At 68.4% G+C, this 21,193-nt stretch carries 20 protein-coding genes; 5 read left to right on the top strand and 15 right to left on the bottom strand.

Annotated elements, in window-relative coordinates:
• Positions 1-47: 47 nt before the first annotated feature.
• The 4 genes from ACWDO5_RS16370 to ACWDO5_RS16355 all read right to left on the bottom strand — a co-directional run bounded on the left by ACWDO5_RS16370 (position 48) and on the right by ACWDO5_RS16355 (position 3,946).
• Positions 48-218 carry a hypothetical protein gene (locus ACWDO5_RS16370; protein ID WP_450530956.1) on the bottom strand — a complete coding sequence of 57 codons (171 nt, stop codon included), beginning with the start codon at positions 216-218 and terminating at the stop codon, positions 48-50.
• 223 nt (positions 219-441) lie between these two features.
• A complete protein-coding gene (locus ACWDO5_RS16365; protein WP_450530955.1) occupies positions 442-708 on the bottom strand; it encodes a hypothetical protein in 267 nt (88 codons plus the stop codon).
• A 598-nt stretch (positions 709-1,306) separates the two neighbouring features.
• Positions 1,307-2,668, bottom strand: coding sequence for a Pup--protein ligase (gene pafA / locus ACWDO5_RS16360; RefSeq protein WP_450530953.1), 1,362 nt, complete (start codon positions 2,666-2,668; stop codon positions 1,307-1,309).
• A gap of 9 nt (positions 2,669-2,677) precedes the next feature.
• On the bottom strand, positions 2,678-3,946 hold the full coding sequence (locus tag ACWDO5_RS16355; protein ID WP_450530952.1) for an MFS transporter: 1,269 nt from the start codon (positions 3,944-3,946) through the stop codon (positions 2,678-2,680).
• A gap of 134 nt (positions 3,947-4,080) precedes the next feature.
• Here ACWDO5_RS16355 and ACWDO5_RS16350 point away from each other — a divergent pair, with 134 nt between their 5' ends.
• The gene (locus ACWDO5_RS16350; RefSeq protein WP_450530951.1) at positions 4,081-5,163 is read left to right on the top strand and encodes a LacI family DNA-binding transcriptional regulator; all 1,083 of its coding nucleotides are present in this window, start codon (positions 4,081-4,083) and stop codon (positions 5,161-5,163) included.
• Between the two features lie 166 nt (positions 5,164-5,329).
• Positions 5,330-5,596: a hypothetical protein gene (locus tag ACWDO5_RS16345; protein ID WP_450530950.1), complete on the top strand. Its 267-nt coding sequence runs from the start codon at positions 5,330-5,332 to the stop codon at positions 5,594-5,596.
• A gap of 195 nt (positions 5,597-5,791) precedes the next feature.
• Here ACWDO5_RS16345 and prcA read toward each other — a convergent pair whose 3' ends face one another.
• The 5 genes from prcA to arc all read right to left on the bottom strand — a co-directional run bounded on the left by prcA (position 5,792) and on the right by arc (position 11,476).
• Positions 5,792-6,556: a proteasome subunit alpha gene (gene prcA, locus ACWDO5_RS16340; RefSeq protein WP_450530948.1), complete on the bottom strand. Its 765-nt coding sequence runs from the start codon at positions 6,554-6,556 to the stop codon at positions 5,792-5,794.
• Between the two features lie 35 nt (positions 6,557-6,591).
• Positions 6,592-7,437, bottom strand: coding sequence for a proteasome subunit beta (gene prcB, locus ACWDO5_RS16335; protein ID WP_450530947.1), 846 nt, complete (start codon positions 7,435-7,437; stop codon positions 6,592-6,594).
• A gap of 146 nt (positions 7,438-7,583) precedes the next feature.
• The gene (locus ACWDO5_RS16330) at positions 7,584-7,802 is read right to left on the bottom strand and encodes a ubiquitin-like protein Pup (protein ID WP_215091412.1); all 219 of its coding nucleotides are present in this window, start codon (positions 7,800-7,802) and stop codon (positions 7,584-7,586) included.
• Positions 7,803-7,939: 137 nt separating this feature from the next.
• Positions 7,940-9,451 carry a depupylase/deamidase Dop gene (gene dop, locus ACWDO5_RS16325; protein ID WP_450530946.1) on the bottom strand — a complete coding sequence of 504 codons (1,512 nt, stop codon included), beginning with the start codon at positions 9,449-9,451 and terminating at the stop codon, positions 7,940-7,942.
• 258 nt (positions 9,452-9,709) lie between these two features.
• Positions 9,710-11,476, bottom strand: a complete 1,767-nt coding sequence (gene arc / locus ACWDO5_RS16320; protein ID WP_450530945.1) for a proteasome ATPase — start codon at positions 11,474-11,476, stop codon at positions 9,710-9,712.
• 253 nt (positions 11,477-11,729) lie between these two features.
• Between arc and ACWDO5_RS16315 the strand changes: the two genes are divergently transcribed.
• The gene (locus ACWDO5_RS16315; RefSeq protein ID WP_450530944.1) at positions 11,730-12,041 is read left to right on the top strand and encodes a ferredoxin; all 312 of its coding nucleotides are present in this window, start codon (positions 11,730-11,732) and stop codon (positions 12,039-12,041) included.
• A 4-nt stretch (positions 12,042-12,045) separates the two neighbouring features.
• On the opposite strand, the gene ACWDO5_RS16310 is transcribed toward ACWDO5_RS16315, so the two are convergent.
• The 3 genes from ACWDO5_RS16310 to ACWDO5_RS16300 form a co-directional block, all read right to left on the bottom strand.
• Positions 12,046-12,615 carry a hypothetical protein gene (locus ACWDO5_RS16310; protein WP_450530943.1) on the bottom strand — a complete coding sequence of 190 codons (570 nt, stop codon included), beginning with the start codon at positions 12,613-12,615 and terminating at the stop codon, positions 12,046-12,048.
• A gap of 184 nt (positions 12,616-12,799) precedes the next feature.
• Entirely contained in the window at positions 12,800-13,687 is an 888-nt protein-coding gene (locus ACWDO5_RS16305; protein WP_450530942.1) for a tRNA (adenine-N1)-methyltransferase, read from the bottom strand.
• Between the two features lie 56 nt (positions 13,688-13,743).
• Entirely contained in the window at positions 13,744-15,030 is a 1,287-nt protein-coding gene (locus tag ACWDO5_RS16300) for a site-2 protease family protein (protein ID WP_450530941.1), read from the bottom strand.
• 69 nt (positions 15,031-15,099) lie between these two features.
• Between ACWDO5_RS16300 and ACWDO5_RS16295 the strand changes: the two genes are divergently transcribed.
• Together ACWDO5_RS16295 and ACWDO5_RS16290 are read left to right on the top strand one after the other, a co-directional pair.
• On the top strand, positions 15,100-15,960 hold the full coding sequence (locus ACWDO5_RS16295; protein WP_450530940.1) for a RecB family exonuclease: 861 nt from the start codon (positions 15,100-15,102) through the stop codon (positions 15,958-15,960).
• A gap of 14 nt (positions 15,961-15,974) precedes the next feature.
• Positions 15,975-16,646, top strand: a complete 672-nt coding sequence (locus tag ACWDO5_RS16290; RefSeq protein ID WP_450530939.1) for a response regulator — start codon at positions 15,975-15,977, stop codon at positions 16,644-16,646.
• Positions 16,647-16,707: 61 nt separating this feature from the next.
• Here ACWDO5_RS16290 and ACWDO5_RS16285 read toward each other — a convergent pair whose 3' ends face one another.
• The 3 genes from ACWDO5_RS16285 to ACWDO5_RS16275 form a co-directional block, all read right to left on the bottom strand.
• A complete protein-coding gene (locus ACWDO5_RS16285; protein WP_450530937.1) occupies positions 16,708-18,297 on the bottom strand; it encodes an ABC transporter substrate-binding protein in 1,590 nt (529 codons plus the stop codon).
• Positions 18,298-18,358: 61 nt separating this feature from the next.
• A complete protein-coding gene (locus ACWDO5_RS16280; RefSeq protein WP_450530936.1) occupies positions 18,359-19,954 on the bottom strand; it encodes an ABC transporter substrate-binding protein in 1,596 nt (531 codons plus the stop codon).
• Positions 19,955-20,396: 442 nt separating this feature from the next.
• Positions 20,397-21,098, bottom strand: coding sequence for an HAD family hydrolase (locus tag ACWDO5_RS16275; RefSeq protein WP_450530935.1), 702 nt, complete (start codon positions 21,096-21,098; stop codon positions 20,397-20,399).
• Positions 21,099-21,193: the final 95 nt, after the last annotated feature.

Here is a 21,193-nt window from a genome sequence, read left to right as displayed (position 1 = left end):
CCTCGGCCACACCGGGGCCAAGGGGCGGGAAATCGGGCACTGTACGGTCAGGAAGAGGCCTTCAGCGAACGGAGCTTGACGTTGAACGCCGCCTTGCTCAGCTCGCTGGCCATGCTGCCGTCAGCCGTGCCGGAGGCATAGGTCACGTCGACCAGCTTCGAGCCCGACTCCAGGTACACGAAGTGCGGCGTGACGGCCGGGGTGGACTCCGACTCCACCGCTTCCTTGCGGCCGGCGAAGACGAGAAGCTCGTGGCCCTTGGCGAAGCTCCCTTGGCCGGGGCCTCCTCGGTCACATACTTCACACCGTCCGCTACGCCGCCCATGGAGCGCACGACGATTTCCGATCCGGCCTTCAGACTGCCCTTGTGGACCGTGTCCACGCGCACGACCACCGGGGTGTAGACGGCCTCGAACGTGGCCCCGTCGTCAAGCTTGTCCGTCACATGCACGTCAGGGCGTGCGAGACGACGGTCCCCTCGAACACGTTCTCGTTCAGCGGGAACCCGACCGCCGCGGCCGGGTCGCTGTCCACCTTGCAGGCGTGTCCCTCGATGACCCGGGCCTCGGAGGCGTTCTGGGAATCGGCCTTCGGGGCGTCCGCCCGGGTCGAATTCCCGGCTCCGGAGCCCGTGGAGACACTCAGGGCCATGACCGCGAGAACCGTCGCCGTACCCGCGCGGGCTCGCAAGCGCTTCGCACCATTCATGTTCGTCTCCCCCGCTCAGTAAAGGGCTTTGACGCCGGCGATGTCATCGCTGTCGAGATTGCGCCGCGTTCCCATGCCGATGGCCGTCATGACCGAGGCCTTCTCTGGGCGCTGATGTCCTGGCTGGCGTTCACCCAGCGGAAGCGGTTGGAAAGGTAGAGCGTTCCGCCCGTGTGCCGACTGCCCACCTTCTGGGTCGAGGCGTAGCCGGGCGCGGAACCCATCACGCTGCTGTAGCTGTAGGAAGCCCGGCTGTGCCAGTACGGTCCCGGCCACGCCTAGAACGAGCGCTTTCCGCAAGCGGATTGACGGTGCGGCGACGCTAGCAACGGCTTTTCTGGAGCCTGGCCTCTCCCGGCGCTCCCCCGCACGAAAATGGCGCGCGCTGATCCACGCGCCGCGCTAGAGGCCCCACAGTCCCGTTTGCACCATTAGCAACTTTTCGGCCGCAGCTCCCGTGCCGACTCCCTCCCGGAATGGGAGATTCCGGACGTCTTCGGTACGCCCCTCCGCGTGACATGTCTCTCACACAAAAGGCCGCCCGGTGTCCCGGGACGGAAAACGTCCCCGGACACCGGGCAGCCGACCCAACAGCCGACTACATGCCGGCGATGAGCTTCTCCACCCGGTCGTCAACCGACCGGAAGGGGTCCTTGCACAGCACGGTGCGCTGCGCCTGGTCGTTGAGCTTGAGGTGCACCCAGTCGACGGTGAAGTCCCGCCGCTGCTCCTGCGCCCGGCGGATGAAGTCGCCGCGCAGCCGCGCCCGGGTGGTCTGCGGGGGCACGGACTTGCCCTCGAAGATCTTCAGGTCGTTGCAGATCCGGGCAGCCTGGCCCTTGCGTTCCAGCAGGTAGTACAGCCCGCGCCTGCGGTGGATGTCGTGGTACGCGAGGTCTATCTGGGCGACTCGCGGATGCGACATGGTCATGTTGTGCTTGGCGCGGTAGCGCTCGATGAGCTTGTACTTCATGACCCAGTCGATCTCGGTGCCGATCCGGTCGAGGTCCTCGGCATCGATCGCGTCGAGCGTGCGGCCCCACAGCTCCAGGACCTGCTCGACGATGCCGGTGCGGATCCCGCGCCGCTCAACGAAGTCCACGGCCTTTTCGTAGTACTCGCGCTGGACTTCGAGGGCGGAGGCCTCGCGGCCGCTGGCCAGACGCACCTTGCGCTGGCCGGTGATGTCGTGGCTGACCTCGCGGATCGCCCGGATCGGGTTCTCCAGGGTCAGATCGCGCATCACGGTGCCCGCCTCGATCATGCGCAGTACGAGATCGGTCGCGCCGACCTTCAGCAGCATCGTCGTCTCGGACATGTTCGAGTCGCCGACGATGACGTGGAGGCGGCGGTAGCGCTCGGCGTCGGCGTGCGGCTCGTCGCGGGTGTTGATGATCGGGCGCGAGCGGGTGGTGGCGGAGCTGACACCCTCCCAGATGTGCTCGGCGCGCTGGCTGACGCAGTAGACCGCGCCGCGCGGGGTCTGCAGCACCTTGCCCGCGCCGCACAGCAGCTGACGGGTGACCAGGAACGGAATGAGAATGTCCGCCAGCCTGGAGAACTCTCCGTGGCGGGCGACGAGATAGTTCTCGTGGCAGCCATAGGAGTTTCCCGCCGAGTCGGTGTTGTTCTTGAAGAGATAGACGTCGCCCGCGATTCCCTCCTCGTGCAGGCGGCGTTCGGCGTCGACGAGCAGGCCTTCGAGAATGCGCTCGCCGGCCTTGTCGTGGGTGACCAGTTCGGTCACGTTGTCGCATTCGGGAGTTGCGTATTCCGGATGCGAACCCACGTCGAGGTAGAGGCGGGCGCCGTTCCGCAGAAAGACATTGCTGCTGCGGCCCCATGAGACAACACGGCGGAAGAGGTAGCGCGCCACTTCGTCAGGTGACAGTCGGCGCTGTCCCCTGAACGTGCACGTGACGCCGTACTCGTTCTCCAGCCCGAAAATGCGGCGGTCCATGTCTGAACATTACGCCTCACGGCCTGAGCTGAAACCGGGTTCGGCAGCACCGTTTCGATCATTTTCCGATGAGCCTGCGATGTCCTTGGTACTGCCGGGAACTGCGAGGAGCCGCTGAGTGGCAGTCAGGACCAGAAGTGCGGCGATGCCTCCGGCTCCCGCGACGGCGAAGCTCCAGGCGGTGCCGCCGAGCTCGACCGCCGGGCCCGCGAGGGCGGTTCCGGCCGCGGCGCCGACGCCGAACGTGGTGACGAGCCAGGAGAACGCCTCGGTGACGGTGCCACTCGGGGCGTGCCGGTCGACGACGATGAAGGCGCAGGCGATCGCGGGCGCGAGGAAGAGCCCGGAGAGGGCGGTGAGCGCGGTCATGGCGACCACACCGGGGGTGAGCGCGAGCGGCAGATAGCCGAGCGCGAGCAGGGCGACGATGACGCGGAGGCGGCGTTCGGGGGCGCCGGCCCACTGGCGGGCGCCGTAGGCCGTGCCGCCGATGAGCGCGCCGAGGCCGAGCGCCGCCATCAGCCAGCCGTACACCGACTCACGGCCGTGGTCGTCGGCGTACGCGACTCCGGCGACGGTGATCGAGCCGAGCGCGAGGCCGACGAAGAAGAAGGACCCGAGGAGCGCGAGCAGGCCGGGCGAGCGCAGCGCGCCCAGCCAGTGGGCATCCCGGGGTGCCGAGCACCAGCCGCGGGAGGGTTCGGAAACTACGACGGAAAGCGCGCCGAGGACGCCGATGACGTTGATGACGAGGAGGGCGGCGCCGGCCGACCAGAGCGAGACGAGCAGCGTGACCAGCAGCGGGCCGACGGTGAACATGATCTCCTGCGCGACGGCGTCCATGGCGTAGGCCCGGTGCACCCGGTCCTCGCCGCCCAGGACGCTGGGCCACAAGGCGCGCAGTCCGCCTTCGAGGGGCGGGGTGAAGACGCCCGCGACGGCGACGGCCGCGTACGCGACTGGCAGCGCGCCGATGCCGACGGCAGCGAGGAGCACCATGCCGAGGGCGGAGACGACGGCGGCGGGGAACTGGACGCGCGGCTGTCCGTGCAGGTCGACGGCGCGGCCGAGGAGGGGCTGACCTATCGCGGTCGCTATGCCGTACACCGCGGCGAGCCCGCCGGCGAGGCTGTAGCTGCCGTCTTCGGCGCGGGTGAACAGGACTATGGCGACGGGGGCGGTGGCGTTGGGCAGCCGCCCCACGAGCGTCCCGGTGAGCAGCCGCGCCGCGTGCGGCGCCTTGAGGATGTCTGCGTAGCCGGTGGCTCCCGCGGCCATGTTCCGCCCCTCTCCCCCGGCACGACCCGAGGTTTTACGTATAACGTTCTCGGTCATACGTACCATGTCGACAGTTCGCGGGTCCACCGCGGAGGCGTACCGGAACAAGTGGCTTGCGGCTGAGGACGGCACCGATGGCACACGGGTCCCCCAAGGACCACCCCGCGGCATCGGGCCAGGAGGCGTCGCCGCCGGTCGGGCCCCGCGCCGGCACCCCCCGGCCCACCAGCCGGGATGTCGCCCGCGCCGCCGGTGTGTCACAGGCCACCGTGTCCCTCGTCCTCGGCGAGAAATGGCACGGCCGGGTCTCCGAGCGCACCGCCGGGCTCGTACGGGATGCCGCGCGGCAGCTCGGGTACCGGCCCAACCTCGCCGCGCGCAATCTGCGGCTCGGGCGGACCAGGACCGCGCTGCTCGTGGTGCCGGCCCTCACCAACGAGTTCTTCGCCCGCGTCTACACGGGCGCGGCCACCGTCGCTGCCGAGCACGGCTTCGGCGTGGTGCTCTACCCCTCCCCCGAGGGCGTCGGCCCGGCCAAGGACCCCTTCGCCTCGGCCCGCGCCGCGCTCGACGGCGTGATCGCGTCCTCCATGGCCGCCCAGGCCCTGACCGCCATCCGCGGTACGGATCTCCCGCTGGTGATGCTCGACAGCGACCCCGCCGACCCGGGCGCCGCGGCCCACGTCAATCTCGACATCGCCGACGGCATGCGGCAGATGTCGGCCCATCTGCTTGCGCTCGGCCATCGCCGCTTCGTCCATCTCGCATCCGCCGTGTCCTCCTGGACCTTCGATGTACGGGCCCGGGCACTCGCCACGGCAGTGCGCGACATCCCCGACGCGGTCCTACGGACCGTCCCCGCCCCCCTCGACGTGACGGGCGCGCGCCAGGCCGCGGAGCGGGCACTGAGCGGTCCGGGGCCACGGCCCACCGCGATCGTGTGCGACGACGACATCCTGGCCGCCGGGGCCTGCAAGGCGGTACGGCGGCTGGGCCTGCGGGTCCCCGAGGACGTGACCGTCACCGGTTTCGACGACCTCGCGCTCGCCACCGCCGTGGAGCCGGAGCTCACCACGGTCAGCCTGCCCGCGGAACGGGTCGGCGAGCGCGGCATGGCCGCCCTGCTCGCGGTCCTCGAAGGCCGTCCGCCCGAGGAGGGCGACCTCCCGGTCGAACTGGTCGTACGCGGCTCGTCGGCCCCCGCACGGACCGTCTGAACCCGTCCGGAGGGTCCGTGCCCAGCGGCCTTGAGCCCACGACCCGCGCCGTGGAACGATCACGATCACGACGAGTACGGCCGAGACCCCGATCGACGCTGTCGACCTGGTGGATCGAGCCGCGCCACGACGGGCTGCACATTGCGGCGGCACGACGATGCGCGAGGTGATCGACTTCTTGCCCGGTGGGTCCCGGGTGCTCATCATCCGGCGCGCCGAGGGCATCGCGTACGACGACGGCGACGAGCTCGCGTCCCACGAGGTGGGCGCCGACGACCCGGCCGGGCTGTTCGGCCTCGGCGAGCCGGCGGACCGCGACAACGACGAGTTCGCCGGCGCGTGCCTGATCGACGGCGCGCAGTCCTGGTCACCGGCCGGATCTATCTGCCGGGGCGGCCGATGTCGGTGCGTCACTGACTGTGCGACGCGGTGACGCTCCGCCCGGGGGCGGGTGCGATATCCGGTGGCCGTCGGTGGCGATACGACCCCCCTCGGCGACGGCACTTGGCTCACCCGGGACCGCTGCCGCCTCCACCGCTGGGCGCTCCCCTGACCCGGGTATACGGCTGCGCCCCGGTCCGCACGGGCGGTCCGGGGCGCAGCCGGGTCAGCGGCCGGGGCCGGCGGGCTACTCCTGGCCGTCCTCGGTCTCCTCGGTGTCCGACGGCGCGTCCGTCGGCGTCGACGCGGCGCCGTCGGCCTCCAGCAGCCGGGACAGCTGCCGTCCGACGATGCGCTTGAACTTCCGCGCCTGCGGTCGCGTACGGTCCAGCACCGCGACCTCCAGCCGATCCGCGGGGATCTCCCGCTCGTTGCCGTTGGTCTGGTTGGACAGGGCCTGTACAGCCAGTTTCAGGGCCTCGGCCAGCGACATCCCGTCGCGGTGCCGCTGGTCGAGGAAGGTGCTGATCTGCTCCGCGCTGCCGCCGACCGCGACCGAGCCGTGCTCGTCCACGATCGATCCGTCATGCGGCAGCCGGTAGATCTGGTCGCCCTCGGGAGTGGCACCGACCTCGGCGACGACCAGCTCCACCTCGTACGGCTTCTCGGCCGCGCTGGAGAAGATCGTGCCCAGCGTCTGGGCGTAGACATTGGCGAGACCACGGGCCGTCACATCGTCACGGTCGTAGGTGTAACCGCGCAGGTCGGCGTAGCGCACGCCGCCGATCCGCAGGTTCTCGTACTCGTTGTACTTGCCGGCGGCGGCGAAGCCGATCCGGTCGTAGATCTCACTGAATTTGTGCAGCGCACGGGACGGGTTCTCACCGACGAAGACAATGCCGTCGGAGTACTGCAGCACAACGAGGCTGCGACCACGGGCGATGCCCTTGCGAGCGTATTCCGCCCGATCGGCCATGGCCTGCTGGGGTGAGACATAGAACGGCGTCGACACCGGCTATCCGTCCCTTTCTGTCAGTGGCGAGTAGATCAGAGCAGCGCGGCGCGCGGGCCGTCGGGCTGTTCGAGGCGGCGCTCCAGGATCGCGCGGGCGATCTCGGAGGACTCGGCCTCGGTGAGCTTGCGGAAGCCCTCGTCGGTGATGACAGTGACGATCGGATAGATCCGCCGGGCCACATCGGGCCCGCCGGTCGCCGAGTCGTCGTCGGCCGCGTCGTACAGCGCCTGGATGACCAGGGTGGTGGCCTGCTGCTCCGTCAGGTCCTCGCGGTAGAGCTTCTTCATCGCTCCGCGGGCGAAGATCGACCCGGAACCGGTGGCCGCGTATCCGTGCTCCTCGGAACGGCCGCCGGTGACGTCGTACGAGAAGATACGGCCCTTCTCGCGGTCGACGTCGTACCCCGCGAAGAGCGGCACCACGGCCAGGCCCTGCATGGCCATGCCGAGGTTGCTGCGGATCATCGTGGAGAGCCGGTTCGCCTTGCCCTCCAGGGAGAGTTGGGCACCTTCGACCTTCTCGAAGTGCTCCAGCTCCAGCTGGAAGAGCTTGACCATCTCCACGGCGAGGCCGGCGGTGCCGGCAATGCCGACGGCCGAGTACTCGTCGGCGGGGAAGACCTTCTCGATGTCGCGCTGCGCGATCATGTTGCCCATGGTCGCCCGCCGGTCACCGGCGAGCACCACACCGCCGGGGAACGTCGTCGCGACGATGGTCGTGCCGTGCGGTGCCTCGATGGCGCCCTGTACGGGCGGCAGGACGCGCTTGCCGGGCAGCATCTCCGGGGAGTGCTGGCCCAGGAAGTCCATGAACGAGGACGAGCCGGGCGTCAGGAAGGCTGCCGGCAGACGCCCGGTGCTACGAGGGTTGGCTTCCACGCGTTTCCTTCCGGATAGGCGGCGGCCCGCCATGTTCGGGCGCGGGCCGATCTTTCGAACTGTGCACGGACCTTACCCGCGCCGTCGCCGGTCATCCGCCCCGGTGCCACCGGCTTTCGCCGACGGCCCGGGACGGACAACGAGACTTACTCTCCGCCCTTTTGGACAAACGACCTCACGAAGTCCTCTGCATTCTCCTCGAGGACGTCGTCGATCTCGTCCAGTACGGAGTCGACGTCGTCCGACAGCTTGTCCTGGCGCTCCTTGAGGTCCTCCGAAGCCTGCGCCTCCTGCGTCTGCTCCTCGGTCTCCTCAGTGGAACGCGTGGCCTTCTGCTGCCCGCCGCCGGTGTCCTTGGTCGCCATATCCCTCACCCCGCTCGGTTTGCCCTGACGTGAGTTCGTTCGGTCAAGATCAGACCCTACAAGCCGGGTCCGACATCGGCCCCGCACTTGCCTCAACGTCCGGGGACCACCTCGATGATTCCCGGACGAGAACCATTTCAGCCCCCGGACAGCACCCGGACCAGGTCTTCCGCGGTGCGGCACCGGTCCAGCAGCTCCTTGACGTGGTTGCGGGTGCCTCGCAGCGGTTCCAGGGTCGGGACCCGCTGCAGCGAGTCACGGCCGGGCAGATCGAAGATGACCGAGTCCCAGGAGGCCGCGGCCACATCGTCGGCGTACTGTTCCAGGCAGCGGCCACGGAAGTACGCCCGGGTGTCCTCAGGGGGCTTCGTCCCGGCCCGTACGACGTCCGGCTCGTCCAGCAGCCTTTTCATCTTGCCGCGGGCCGCCAGCCGGTTGTACAGGCCCTTCTCGGGGCGTACGTCGGCGTACTGGAGGTCCACCAGGTGCAGCCGCGCCGCGTCCCAGCCGAGGCCGTCCCGTCGCCGGTAGCCCTCCATGAGCTCCTTCTTGGCGATCCAGTCCAGCTCCCCGGACAGGCTCATCGGGTCGTTCTCGAGCCGGTTGAGGGTGTCCTCCCAACGCACCAGGACGTCCTTGGTCTGGTCGTCGGCGTCCGCGCCGAAGCGCTCCTCGACGTACTTGCGGGCCAGCTCGAAGTACTCCATCTGGAGCTGGACCGCGGTGAGTGTCCGGCCGCTGCGCAGCGTGACCAGGCGCTTGAGGGTCGGGTCGTGGGAGACCTGGTGCAGGGTGCGTACCGGCTGGTCGACCGCCAGGTCCACCGCGATGAAGCCGTCCTCGATCATCGACAGGACCAGGGCCGTCGTGCCCAGCTTGAGGTAGGTCGAGATCTCGGACAGATTCGCGTCGCCGATGATCACATGCAGCCGGCGGTACTTCTCGGCGTCGGAGTGGGGCTCGTCGCGGGTGTTGATGATGGGCCGCTTCAGCGTGGTCTCGAGCCCGACCTCGACCTCGAAATAGTCGGCGCGCTGGCTGATCTGGAAGCCGTGTTCATGGCCGTCCTGGCCGATTCCGACCCGTCCGGCACCGGTGACGACCTGCCGGGACACGAAGAACGGCGTCAGGTGGCGCACGATGTCCGAGAAGGCGGTCTCCCGCTTCATCAGGTAATTCTCGTGCGTCCCGTAGGACGCGCCCTTGTTGTCGGTGTTGTTCTTGTACAGGTGGATCGGCTGGGCGCCGGGGAGCTGGGCCGCGCGCTCGGCGGCCTCCGCCATGATCCGCTCGCCCGCCTTGTCCCACAGGACGGCGTCGAGCGGGTTGGTGACTTCGGGTGAGCTGTACTCGGGGTGCGCGTGGTCGACGTACAGCCGTGCACCGTTGGTGAGGATCACATTGGCCAGGCCGATGTCCTCGTCGGTGAGCTGGCTGGAGTCGGCGGCCTCGCGGGCGAGGTCGAAGCCGCGGGCGTCCCGCAGCGGATTCTCCTCCTCGAAGTCCCAGCGGGCGCGCCGCGCCCTGTGCATCGCCGCCGCGTAGGCGTTGACGATCTGGGACGAGGTGAGCATGGCATTGGCGTTCGGGTGCCCCGGGACGGAGATGCCGTACTCCGTCTCGATGCCCATTACTCGCCGTACGGTCATGCGGCCCTCCTTGCCCGGCGGCGCTCCCCTCCGGGAACGACGCTCAAGTACCGCTGTCTCTCCGGTGCCTGTGCGGTGCCCGTCCCCGCACTGCGCGACTCGGTGGTACCGAAGAGCCTAGAACGCCTCTGCACTGGTGGGGAGATCAATTTCGTCATTGCTCCGGTATGGCTGGACCTGTCAGAAAAGCATTCGGCTGCGGATGCCGTCCCCCTGCCCTCGGCGGGGGACCCCCAGCATCCGCAGCCGGTCTGCGTTCTACAGGTACTGACCGGTATTCGCCACCGTGTCGATGGAACGTCCGGTGTCCGCGCCCTGCTTTCCGGTGACAAGGGTGCGGATGAACACGATCCGCTCGCCCTTCTTGCCGGAGATCCGGGCCCAGTCGTCCGGGTTGGTGGTGTTCGGCAGGTCCTCGTTCTCCTTGAACTCGTCCACGCATGCCTGGAGGAGATGGGAGACCCGAAGGCCCTTCTGGTTGTGGTCGAGGAAGGCCTTGATGGCCATCTTCTTGGCCCGGTCGACGATGTTCTGGATCATCGCGCCGGAGTTGAAGTCCTTGAAGTACAGGACTTCCTTGTCGCCGTTGGCGTACGTGACCTCGAGGAAGCGGTTCTCCTCGGACTCCGCGTACATCTGCTCGACGACGGACTGGATCATCGCGTGCGCCGCGGCTTCCTTGGAGCCATTGTGCTCGGACAGGTCGTCCGAGTGCAGCGGCAGCGAGGCCGTCAGGTACTTGGCGAAGATGTCCCTTGCGGCCTCCGCGTCCGGACGCTCGATCTTGATCTTCACATCGAGTCGGCCGGGGCGCAGGATCGCGGGGTCGATCATGTCTTCGCGGTTGGAGGCGCCGATGACGATGACGTTCTCCAGACCCTCCACACCGTCGATCTCGGCGAGCAACTGCGGGACGATGGTGTTCTCCACGTCCGAGCTGACGCCGGAACCACGGGTGCGGAAGAGAGATTCCATCTCGTCGAAGAAGACGATGACGGGGGTACCCTCGCTCGCCTTCTCCCGGGCACGCTGGAAGACGAGGCGGATGTGCCGCTCGGTCTCACCGACGTACTTGTTGAGGAGCTCGGGGCCCTTGATGTTGAGGAAGTAGCTCTTCCCCGCGGGCTGGCCGGTCACCTCGGCGACCTTCTTGGCAAGGGAGTTGGCAACGGCCTTCGCGATCAGCGTCTTGCCGCATCCGGGCGGGCCGTAGAGCAGGATGCCCTTCGGCGGCCGCAGTTCGTGCTCCTTGAAGAGGTCCGGGTGGAGGTACGGAAGCTCGACCGCGTCGCGGATCATCTCGATCTGGCCGCCCAGACCGCCGATCTTGTCGTAGTCGACGTCCGGGACCTCTTCGAGGACGAGCTCTTCGACCTCGCTCTTCGGGATCACTTCGTAGACGTAGCCGGAGCGGGGCTCGAGCAGCAGGGCGTCACCGGGACGGATGGTGGTGTCCAGCAGCGTGTCCGCAAGCCGCACCACCCGTTCCTCGTCGGTGTGCCCGAGCACCAGGGCGCGCTCGCCGTCCTCGAGAATCTCCTTGAGGGTGACGATGTCCCCGGCGCGCTCGAACTCCATGGCCTCGACCACGTTGAGCGCCTCGTTGAGCATGACTTCCTGGCCGCGCCTGAGCTCGTCGAGCTCGACGCTGGGGCTGACGTTCACCCGGAGCTTGCGGCCCCCGGTGAAGATGTCGCAGGTGCCGTCCTCGTTGGCCTGCAGGAAGACACCGAAGCCGGCCGGCGGCTGAGCGAGCCGGTCGACCTCCTCCTTGAGGGCCACGATCTGGTCGCGGGCCTCACGGAGCGTATTGGCGAGCCGCTCATTCTGTGCGGAAACGCCGGCCAGATTGGTCTGCAACTCGACGATCCGCTCTTCGAGAATCCTCGTATGACGCGGAGAGTCGGCGAGCTTGCGGCGCAGGACGGCGATTTCCTGCTCGAGATAGGCAACCTGGCCGGCGGGGTCTTCAGACCCTCGCCCCGGCCGGATGCCGCGGTTGATGTCGTCGTCGTGGGCTGCCACGGTCCTCACCTCCTCCATGGGGAGCTGGACGCTTCCTGACCCTACCTGGACGGGTGGTGATTGAAACCCCTAGATCACAAAGACGGTAGAGGTGTGTCCGATCTTCACCCTTGCGCTCTCCCTCACGCCAGGGGAATACCCACCCATCAACATCGGAAAGCGGGCGGTTGTATCGTCGAAGCGTTCAACACCCGTCAGGGCTGGCACGACTTGCTTCACATTGCTACACCCGACGAAGGAAACGGCAGGAGATATGACCGTGCGGCACGAGGCGCCCACCGACAGCGTCGGGGAGGCCCTGGAGGTCTGGATCGACCAGGACCTCTGCACCGGGGACGGGATCTGTGCGCAGTACGCCCCCGAGGTCTTTGAGCTGGACATCGACGGGCTCGCGTATGTGAAGAGCGGCGAGGACGAACTGCTCCAGAACCCGGGCGCCACAACGCCCGTACCACTGCCGCTCCTGAAGGACGTCGTGGACTCCGCGAAGGAGTGCCCGGGCGACTGCATCCATGTGCGTCGCGTTTCGGACAGGGTCGAAGTCTACGGCCCCGACGCAGAGTGACGGATCACATACTCCGTGCTTGCGCCATGGCGGTGCGGACGAACTTCCCGCCCTGCCACTGCCACTTGACCTTCTCCTGCTGGTCGGGACAGCAGCTCGGCACGTCCGGCGAGGAGTAGCCGAGCAGAGTCGCAGTAACCGCCCCGTCACGTACGGCGAAGTCTTTGACGGAGAGCTTCTGCGCGGGCTCGAGCAGCGTCGCGACGACGTGCGGACCCGTACCTCTGCCCTGGGTCAGTACGTACACGCCGCTCGGCGGAGTGCCGGAGCCGGCGTCGCACCGGGCCACGGCCACGGTCTCGGGGCTGCCGTCGCCGTCGAGGTCGCCCGAAGCCTTGTCGGTCACGACGTTCTTCGCCCCGCCGCACTCCAGCGGGAGCTGCACGCCTGCCGGATCGGGGGCCGCGGCGGCACCGCTGCCGGTCCCGGGCGCGCCCGCCTGGGACGCGGTGGCGGCCCGGGGCTGCAGCAGTCCGGCGGCCGCGACGACCGCGGCCATCGCCGTCGCCGTGGCCATCCAGTGCACCGGGCGGGCGTGGGTGTGCGCGAGGTCCGGGACGACGGAGGTCTGCACGCGGGATGTCTCCTGTGACGGCGGTCCGGTGGGGGTGGCCTGCATAGTGCCATACGTCACAGCGGGTGCGGAACAGCGGGGTCCGAATGTGCTCGTCAAGAAACGGTCAACATGAGGACGCCGCCGCCGAGTTCCCTGTGGTGTCGCGGGAACTCAGCGGCGGCGTCGTCACGTTGTGCGGGTGTCAGCCCTTGTTGGGGCCTTCGTAGTCCTCGCCGTACGCGCCCTTGGCGGGACGGCGGCGGCGCATCGGGGGCTCCACACCGTCGGCGAGACGGCGGGCGGTGAGGAGGAAGCCGGTGTGGCCGATCATCCGGTGGTCGGGGCGGACGGCCAGGCCTTCGACGTGCCAGTTGCGGATCATCGACTCCCAGGGCTGCGGTTCGGCGAAGCAGCCGATCTCGCGGATGGACTCCACGGTCCGCGCCAACTGGGTGGTGGTCGCGACGTAGCAGCAGAGGATGCCGCCGGGGACGAGCGCCTTGGAAACGGCCTCCAGGCACTCCCAGGGGGCGAGCATGTCCAGGATCACGCGGTCGACGTCGGCGTCGGTCAGGTTGTCCTGGAGGTCGCCGACGGTGAGCTGCCAGGCGGGGTGCGGGCCGCCGAAGTAGCGCTCCACGTTCTGCTGGGCGATCTCGGCGAAGTCCTCGCGGCGCTCGTAGGAGTGCAACATGCCGTGGTCGCCGATGGCGCGCAGCAGGAAGCTGCTCAGCGAGCCGGAGCCCACCCCCGCCTCGACGACGCGCGCGCCGGGGAAGATGTCGGCGAAGGCCAGGATCTGCCCCGCGTCCTTGGGGTAGACCACGGCGGCGCCGCGGGGCATGGACAGGACGTAGTCGGGGAGCAGGGGGCGCAGCGCGAGGTAGGCGACGTTTCCCGTGGTACGGACAACACTGCCCTCGGGAGCGCCGATCAGCTCGTCGTGCGGGAAGGAACCCTTGTGGGTGTGGAAATTCTTCCCGGCCTCGAGCGTGAACGTGTAGTGGCGTCCCTTGGGGTCGGTGAGCTGGACCTGGTCCCCGACCTTGAAGGGCCCGCGTCGGCGGGCGGCACCGGTCGGTTCGGACATGTGACCAGCCTACCGGCCCCTGTCGGCCCCGCGGACCACCCGCCTCAGCGGTGCCTTCAGGAAGACGGCCGCGCCATCGCTGCTACGAAGGCACGCTCCACGTCCGCCGTGGACAGTACGCCGTAGATCTCGCCCGTCTCCTCGACCACCAGGTACTCCGTCGCCGGAGACGCCCTCAGCTTGTCGAGGAGGGCCTCGCCCGCCAGTTCGGCCGGGATCTTCATGCCCTCCGTCAGATCCTGGGCGAGGCCGCTGACCGCCACCCACGGGCGGCGGTGTTCCGGGACGCCGACGATCGCCGTCTCGCGGACCAGGGCCTTCGGCTCACCGTGGCCGTCGACGACGACCAGCGCGCGGGCCCCCGCCTCGTTGGCGCGGCGCAGGGCCTCGGAGAGCGGGGTGTCGGACTCCACGGGAACGGCGCGCCTGGTGAGCGTACGGGCCTCCAGCTCGGGGAGGTGTTCGCGCAGCCGCGCCATGCGCAGGCTGTTGCCCGCGCCGGTCCAGATGATCGCGGCCAGAATCGCGGCGAGCAGCGCATCGGTGACCGTCTCCATGCCGCCGATGTCCTCGGTGGCGTTGCCGAGTGCACCGGTGTGGGTGAGCAGCGGCAGGCCGATGAGGACGGCGACGGCCAGCGCCCGGCCGACCCAGGCCGCGGCGACGGTGCCCGACATCGGCTTGCCAGTGATCTTCCAGACGACGGCACGCAGCATCCGGCCGCCGTCGAGCGGCAGCCCGGGCAGCAGATTGAACGCGGCGACGATGAGGTTGGAGATCATCAGGCCGGCCAGCAGCACACCCGGGACCGTGCCGGGCTCCACGGCCTGCAGGCCGAGGTAGAAGAGGCCTGCCAGCACGAGCGAGAGCAGCGGCCCGACGAAGGCGAGGATGAACTCGCGGCCCGGTGTCTCGGACTCCTTTTCGATCTCCGAGACGCCGCCGAAGAACTGCAGCTGGATGCGGCGCACCGGCAGTTTGAAGCGCAGCGCGGCGATGGTGTGGGCCAGTTCGTGGACGAGTACGGAGGCGTAGAAGGCGACCGCGAAGAAGAGGGAGACGAGGTAGCGCAAGCCGCCGAGCTCGGGGAGCACGCGGTCGAGCTGACCGCCGAAGACCCAGGTGATGAGGGCCGCGACGATGAACCAGCTGGGGGCGACGTAGACCGGCACTCCGAAGGGACGGCCCATCAGAATGCCGCCGCCGGGACCGTCGGAGCGTCGCGGCTTGCCTCCCTCGGGGCTCGCTCCCCCCGTACCGGACTGCGACCGCCCGCGCTCACCGCTCGTGTCGTCCTCGTTCACGGGTCCCTTTCGTTGCGAATGCGTCGCTCGCTCGATCATGCAGTGCGCGAGGGTCTGAGGTTGATGGTATTCCGCTCGCTGTCAGTGGCGGGTCGTAGGGTCTGAGTCATGAGTACGAGTCAGCAGCCCACATCGTTGTCGCCGTCGCGGGCGAGCGACTTCATGCAGTGTCCCCTGCTGTACCGGTTCCGGGTGATCGACAAGCTGCCCGAGAAGCCCAGCGAGGCGGCTACCCGCGGCACGCTGGTGCATGCGGTGCTGGAGCGGCTCTTCGACGCCCCGGCGGCGGAGCGCACGGCTCCGCGTGCCAAGGCCCTGATCCCGGGCCAGTGGGACCGGCTGCTCGAGTCCAAGCCGGAGCTGGCCGAGCTCTTCGCCCAGGACGCCGAGGGCGAGCGGCTGACGCGCTGGCTGGGCGAGGCGGAGCAGTTGGTGGAGCGGTGGTTCTCGCTGGAGGATCCGACCCGCCTGGAGCCCGCCGAACGGGAGATGTTCGTCGAGACGGAGCTGGAGTCGGGGCTGCGGCTGCGCGGGGTCATCGACCGGGTCGATGTGGCGCCCACCGGCGAGGTGCGGATCGTCGACTACAAGACGGGCAAGGCCCCGCGCCCGGAGTACAGCGAGGGCGCGCTGTTCCAGATGAAGTTCTACGCGCTGGTGATCTGGCGGCTGAAAAGCGTCGTGCCGCGCCGGCTGCAACTGGTGTATCTGGGCAGCGGCGATGTGCTGACGTACGACCCGGCCCCTGCGGACCTGGAGCGTATGGAGCGCAAGCTGCTGGCGCTGTGGGACGCGATCAGGCAGGCCACCGAGTCGGGTGACTGGCGGCCGCGGCCGACGAAGCTGTGCGGCTGGTGCGACCACCAGGCGGTCTGTCCGGAATTCGGCGGCACTCCCCCGGTATATCCGCTGAGCATTTCCCCGACCGCTTCGGCCGAGGATGACCAGGGCAGAATGGGCCCGGTCTAAGCGAAGGAGTACCCGTGGCTATCCGCGTCCTACTGGTCGACGACCAACCGCTGCTGCGCACCGGCTTCCGGATGATCCTGGAGGCGGAGCAGGACCTCGCGGTCGTCGGCGAGGCCGGGGACGGTCTCCAGGCCCTCGACCAGGTGCGTGCGCTGCAGCCTGATGTGGTGCTGATGGACATCCGGATGCCCCGGATGGACGGCGTCGAGGCGACCCGGCAGATCACCGGCCCCGGGCGCGACGGCCCGGCGAAGGTGCTGGTGCTGACCACCTTCGACCTCGATGAGTACGTGGTGGAGGCGCTGCGGGCCGGCGCGAGCGGCTTCCTGCTGAAGGACGCGCCCGCCAATGAGCTGGTCCAGGCGATCCGGGTGGTGGCGGCGGGCGAGGCGATGCTGGCCCCGAGCATCACGCGCCGGCTGCTTGACAAGTACGCGGACCATCTGCCGTCCGGCGAGGAGGCGGTCCCGAACACGCTGCACACCCTGACCGAGCGCGAGGTGGAGGTGCTCAAGCTGGTCGCGCGGGGGCTGTCCAATGCCGAGATCGCAGCGGATCTGTTCGTCAGCGAGACCACCGTCAAGACGCATGTGGGCCATGTGCTGACGAAGCTGGGCCTGCGCGACAGGGTGCAGGCCGCGGTGTACGCGTACGAGAGCGGTCTGGTGCGCCCCGGCGCCCAGTGAGCAGACGTGCCTGGTGTCCCCCGGCGCCCAGTGAGCGGACAGGGCGCCGGCGGCTGAGCCGTCAGGTCCTCCTGATCTCCCAGAACCGGAAGACGGTCGAGGCGTCCAGGGTCCACTCCAGGCCTGTGATGTTGCCGTAGGCCACGGCGTACTGCTTGCCCTGCCAGAGCGGCAGGATCGGCAGTTCCGCCGCGACCAGGTCCTGGAGCTCGCCGTACTCCTGGTCGGTGGCGGCCCGGTCGGTGGCGGCGGCGGTCTTGGGGAGGATCGAGCCGGTGATCCGCTTGTTCTCGTAGTGGTTGCCGAGGACGTTGCCCTCGCCGAAGAAGGGCTGCGTGAAGTTGTCGGCGTCGGGGTAGTCGGGGACCCAGCCCTTCACATAGACGCCGTACTTACCGGCCGCGATGTCCTTCTCGTACTGCTCGAAACTGACCGACTGCACCGTCGCGTCGAACAGCCCGCTGTCGTTGAGCTGCTTGGCGATCGCCTCGAACTCCTGGTCGGTGGCGGGGCCGTAGCGGCTCGGCGTGGACCAGAGGGTGAGCTTCACCTTGCCGCTGATGCCGGCGGAGCGCAGCGCCTGCTTCGCCTTCTCCGGATGCGGGCTGCCGCCGTACAGATCGAAGTACGCGGTGTTGTGACCGGCGATGCCGGCCGGGATGATCGAGTAGAGGGAGGTCGCCGTGGACTGGTAGACGTCCCGGACCAGGGCGTCGCGGTCGATGAGATACGCAATGGCCTTGCGCACCCCGAGCTTGCCGACGACCGGGTCGTTGAGGTTGAAGACCAGGTGCTGCACCTCGGCGCTGGTTCCCTCGACGACCTCGATCCCCCTGGCATCGGCCGACGCCGAGCCCTGGAGTCCGGATATGTCACCCGCGGACAGTCCTCGGTAGGCGATGTCGACCCGGCCCTCACCGAGGGCCGACGCCAGCGCCTTCTGGTCGCTGTGGAAGAACTTCAGCGTTATGCCCGAGTTCTGCGCCTTGGCGGTGCCCTTGTATCCGGAATTGAGCGAGAAGACAGCCTCGTCCTTGCCGTACGAGTCGAGCTTGTAGGGACCCGAGCCGACTGCCTTGCCGTCGGTGCGCAGCGCGTCGGCCTGGTACTCGCGGTGGTCGACGATGGAGCCGGCACCCGAGGCGATCTTGCTCGGGAAGGTGGCGTCGGGGGCCTTCAGCTCGAAGACGACCGTCTTCTCGTCCGGCGTCTCGATCTTGTCGATGGTGGAGAGCAGAGGCATGGGGCCCGCGTCGCTGGCGATCTTCCGCACACGCTCGAAGGAGAACTTCACATCCTCCGAGGTCAGGCTGTTCCCGTTGCTGAACTCCAGGCCGTCGCGCAGTGTGCAGCGGTAGACCGTGCTGCCACCCTTCTCGAATGTGCAGCGCTCGGCTGCCTCCGGCTCCGGGGTGGAACTGCCCTTGGGGAAGCTGAGCAGCGACTGGAAGACGTTATTGAACAACAGCCAGGAACCCGGGTCATAGCCTGCCGCCGGGTCTGTGGCCAGGACCTCGTCCGACATTCCGATGACCAGCGAGCCGCTGTCGCCGGAGGCGCCACCATCGTTCTGATTGCCGCAGCCGCTCAACAGACCGGCCGCCAGCCCCGCCACGAGCGGGGTGGCCAGCCACTTGTTACCTGTCTTCACCGAACCGTGCCTCTGTTCCCTTGTACGGAGGGCGGCGATGTGCCCCGCCAAATGGTACGGGTCAGACAGCTCCCCGGCCCAACTCCCAAAGCTGCAGGTCCGAGCTGGAGTTGAGTACCCGCTCGACGCCGGTGACGCCGGTGCGGGCGGCGACGTACTGCTTGCCCTGCCACAGCGGCAGGAACGGCACGTCAGCGGCGACGATCTCCTGTATCTGCGTGAAGGCGTCGGACGCGGCGGTCCGGTCGGCGGCACGGCGCGATTGCGGGATGAGCTCCCGCGCCACGGTGCTCACGTACGGGGTGTTGAGGAAGTTGCCCTTGTCCAGGAACGGGGCGATGTAGTTGTCCGGGTCCGGGAAGTCGGGGAACCAGCCAAGACCGTATACGGCGTAGTCGCCGCGCTTCTGGGCCGGACGGAACTTCGCCCACTCGGTGCCCTCGATGGTGACGTCGAAGAGCTTGGTGGCGTTCAGCTGGTTCTTGAGCGCCTCGAACTCCTTGGCCGTACCGGCGCCGTAGTGGTCGCTGGTGTAGTGGAGCTTCAGCTTCACCGGCGTGGTGATGTCGGCTGCGCGCAGGATGTCCGCGGCCTTCGTGCGGCTCGGCTCGCCGTACTTGTTGTAGAAGGAGTTGGTGTGCGCCGCGATGCTCGACGGGATGAGCGAGTAGAGCGGCTCGGCGGTGGCGCCGTACACCTCGCCGGCGATCTGGCCGCGGTCGACGACCGCGGCCATGGCCTGCCGGACTGCCTTGTTCTTCACCGACGGGTCATTGGTGTTGAAGGCGAGGTAGCGGATCTCCAGACCCGGCATCTCGGTGAGCTCGATGCCTTTCTTGGGGTTCGCGGACAGATCCCTGATCTGCTCGGGAGACATCGCACGGGTCATGATGTCGATGTCGCCGGAGTCGAGCGCCTTGCCCATCGAGTCGGCGTCCGCGAAGGACCGCAGCTCGACCTTGTCGTTGCGGAGCTTGACGTCACCTTGGTAGAAGGGGTTCCTGGTGAAGATGACCTTGGCGATCTGACCGCCCTTGGCCTCGGTCTTCATGGTGTACGGGCCGGAGCCGTCGACCTCGAAGCCCTCGCGGAGCTTCTTGCCGTCGTAGTTCTTCTTGCTGACGATGGCGGCGGCCGGCGTCGAGAGCTTGTACGGGAACGTCGCGTCCGGCGTGGAGAGGTGGAAGACCACCTCGTCGTCGTTGGTCTCGATGGTGTCGATGTTCGCGAGCAGGGCGGCCGTACCGTTGTCGGCGTCGATGTCCACCACGCGCTCGATGGAGAACTTCACGTCCTCGGCGGTGACGGGGGTGCCATCAGCAAAGTTCAGCCCGCTGCGCAGCTTGCAGCGGTAGCTCTCGCTGACCGTGTCCGTAAAGCTGCACGACTGGGCCGCGTCGGGCACCGGCTCGCCGCCGCCGAGCGGAGCGTGCATCAGCGTCTGAAGGGTCTGCCGGAGCACGTTCCAGGCGCCGGTGTCGTACGCGTAGGCCGGGTCGAGGGGCGCGGGCGCGTCCGCGGTGGCGATGAACTGGTCCGTGGTACCCACGACAATGGCGTCTTTGCCGCCGGACCCGCCGTCCGTGCCGCCGCAGGCGACGAGCACGGGCGCGAGCAGGCCGACCACGGCCGGCAGCACCAAAGTCTTACGGTTCATCCGGGACGTTCTCCCTCATCCGGCACTGGGATACAGCAATCTGTACGGGGGACTCCGCCGCGGCCGCCCGTTCTGAGCGGTGCGATCGGGCCGGGAAAACAGAACGATCGGTCCTGCGTTCCGGATGGCTTGGCAACCGCCGGGATACATCGTTGAGCGGCGAAGTACTCGCGATGAGACTAGTCGGAGACGTCAGGAAAGCGTGACCAGGACCGAGTTGGGATCGTAATCGCTCCGTAATCAGCTCCGCCCGTGGGCGGACATGCCCGCGACGGAATGATTCGTACAACGCTCCACCAATGCGGACACAAGGGCAGGCCCAGCCCCCCTGGTCAGCGTGCGGGGCGATCCGGGCGAACCTCTGCGTGACCACTCAGAGTGACGAACGTCACGCCAGGAAACCCATTGTCGAATCGGGGGAGAAACACGGACCGTATACGCATCAGTTCATCGAGGTGATGAGGGTGCGCAGAAAACCAAGGTCCACTTCTTCGAGTGAACGTACGACCACCCTGCCGTAGGCGGCCGCGATCGGCGCCACGGACGGCACGGCGACCACCCGGCAGCCGGCCGCCTCCGCGGCCGCCACACCGGTCGCTGTGTCCTCGATGACGGCGCATCTCGCCGGTTCCGCGCCCAGCCCCCGGGCGGCCAGCAGATAGGGGTCCGGGTGCGGTTTCGTGCGCGAGACCTCGTCACCCGCGACCGAGAGCGCGAAGTGCTGGGGACCGAGGGAGGCGAGGACGCGGTCGATGATGCGGCGGTGGGAGGCGGAGACCAGAGCGGTGGGCACCTCGTGTGTGGCGAGTTCGGCGAGCAGCCGGGCAGCGCCCGGCATCAGCGGCACACCGCGCCCGATGCGGTCCTCGAAACGGTCGTTGAGCAGCACGGTCAGCTCGGGCAGCGTGATGTCCGCGCCGGTCGCCTCGATGAGATAACCGGCGCTGCGCGTCATGGGGCCGCCGACCACCACGTCCCGCCATGCCTCGTCGAGCTCGTGGCCGAGATCGGCGAAGACCTCCACCTCCGCGTCCCACCAGAAACCTTCGGTGTCCACGAGGGTGCCGTCCATGTCGAGGAAAACAGCCTGCAAGGCAGAGCCTTCGGCCGAACGGGTCAAGGACGCGGGGACCGTACTGGTCATCTGGCACACCTCCATGAGGGACGAGAAGGCCGGTCGCCTCGGGCGGCGAGACCTTCTTCCAGCCGGTGCCGGAAGCGCTGAGTGCGTTCGGGGCC

This window comes from Streptomyces sp. NPDC000880 (assembly GCF_053599675.1).
The sequence above is the reverse complement of the archived record's forward strand: the minus strand, read 5'-3'. Positions and strand labels throughout refer to the sequence as shown.

What these genes read in the sequence shown, in the direction of transcription:
- ACWDO5_RS16365 (WP_450530955.1), bottom strand. Translation starts at nt 708, where the DNA reads ATGAATGGTGCGAAGCGCTTGCGAGCCCGCGCGGGTACGGCGACGGTT.
- pafA (WP_450530953.1), bottom strand. Translation starts at nt 2,668, where the DNA reads ATGGACCGCCGCATTTTCGGGCTGGAGAACGAGTACGGCGTCACGTGC.
- ACWDO5_RS16355 (WP_450530952.1), bottom strand. Translation starts at nt 3,946, where the DNA reads ATGGCCGCGGGAGCCACCGGCTACGCAGACATCCTCAAGGCGCCGCAC.
- ACWDO5_RS16350 (WP_450530951.1), top strand. Translation starts at nt 4,081, where the DNA reads ATGGCACACGGGTCCCCCAAGGACCACCCCGCGGCATCGGGCCAGGAG.
- ACWDO5_RS16330 (WP_215091412.1), bottom strand. Translation starts at nt 7,802, where the DNA reads ATGGCGACCAAGGACACCGGCGGCGGGCAGCAGAAGGCCACGCGTTCC.
- dop (WP_450530946.1), bottom strand. Translation starts at nt 9,451, where the DNA reads ATGACCGTACGGCGAGTAATGGGCATCGAGACGGAGTACGGCATCTCC.
- ACWDO5_RS16315 (WP_450530944.1), top strand. Translation starts at nt 11,730, where the DNA reads ATGACCGTGCGGCACGAGGCGCCCACCGACAGCGTCGGGGAGGCCCTG.
- ACWDO5_RS16305 (WP_450530942.1), bottom strand. Translation starts at nt 13,687, where the DNA reads ATGTCCGAACCGACCGGTGCCGCCCGCCGACGCGGGCCCTTCAAGGTC.
- ACWDO5_RS16300 (WP_450530941.1), bottom strand. Translation starts at nt 15,030, where the DNA reads ATGATCGAGCGAGCGACGCATTCGCAACGAAAGGGACCCGTGAACGAG.
- ACWDO5_RS16295 (WP_450530940.1), top strand. Translation starts at nt 15,100, where the DNA reads ATGAGTACGAGTCAGCAGCCCACATCGTTGTCGCCGTCGCGGGCGAGC.
- ACWDO5_RS16280 (WP_450530936.1), bottom strand. Translation starts at nt 19,954, where the DNA reads ATGAACCGTAAGACTTTGGTGCTGCCGGCCGTGGTCGGCCTGCTCGCG.
- ACWDO5_RS16275 (WP_450530935.1), bottom strand. Translation starts at nt 21,098, where the DNA reads ATGACCAGTACGGTCCCCGCGTCCTTGACCCGTTCGGCCGAAGGCTCT.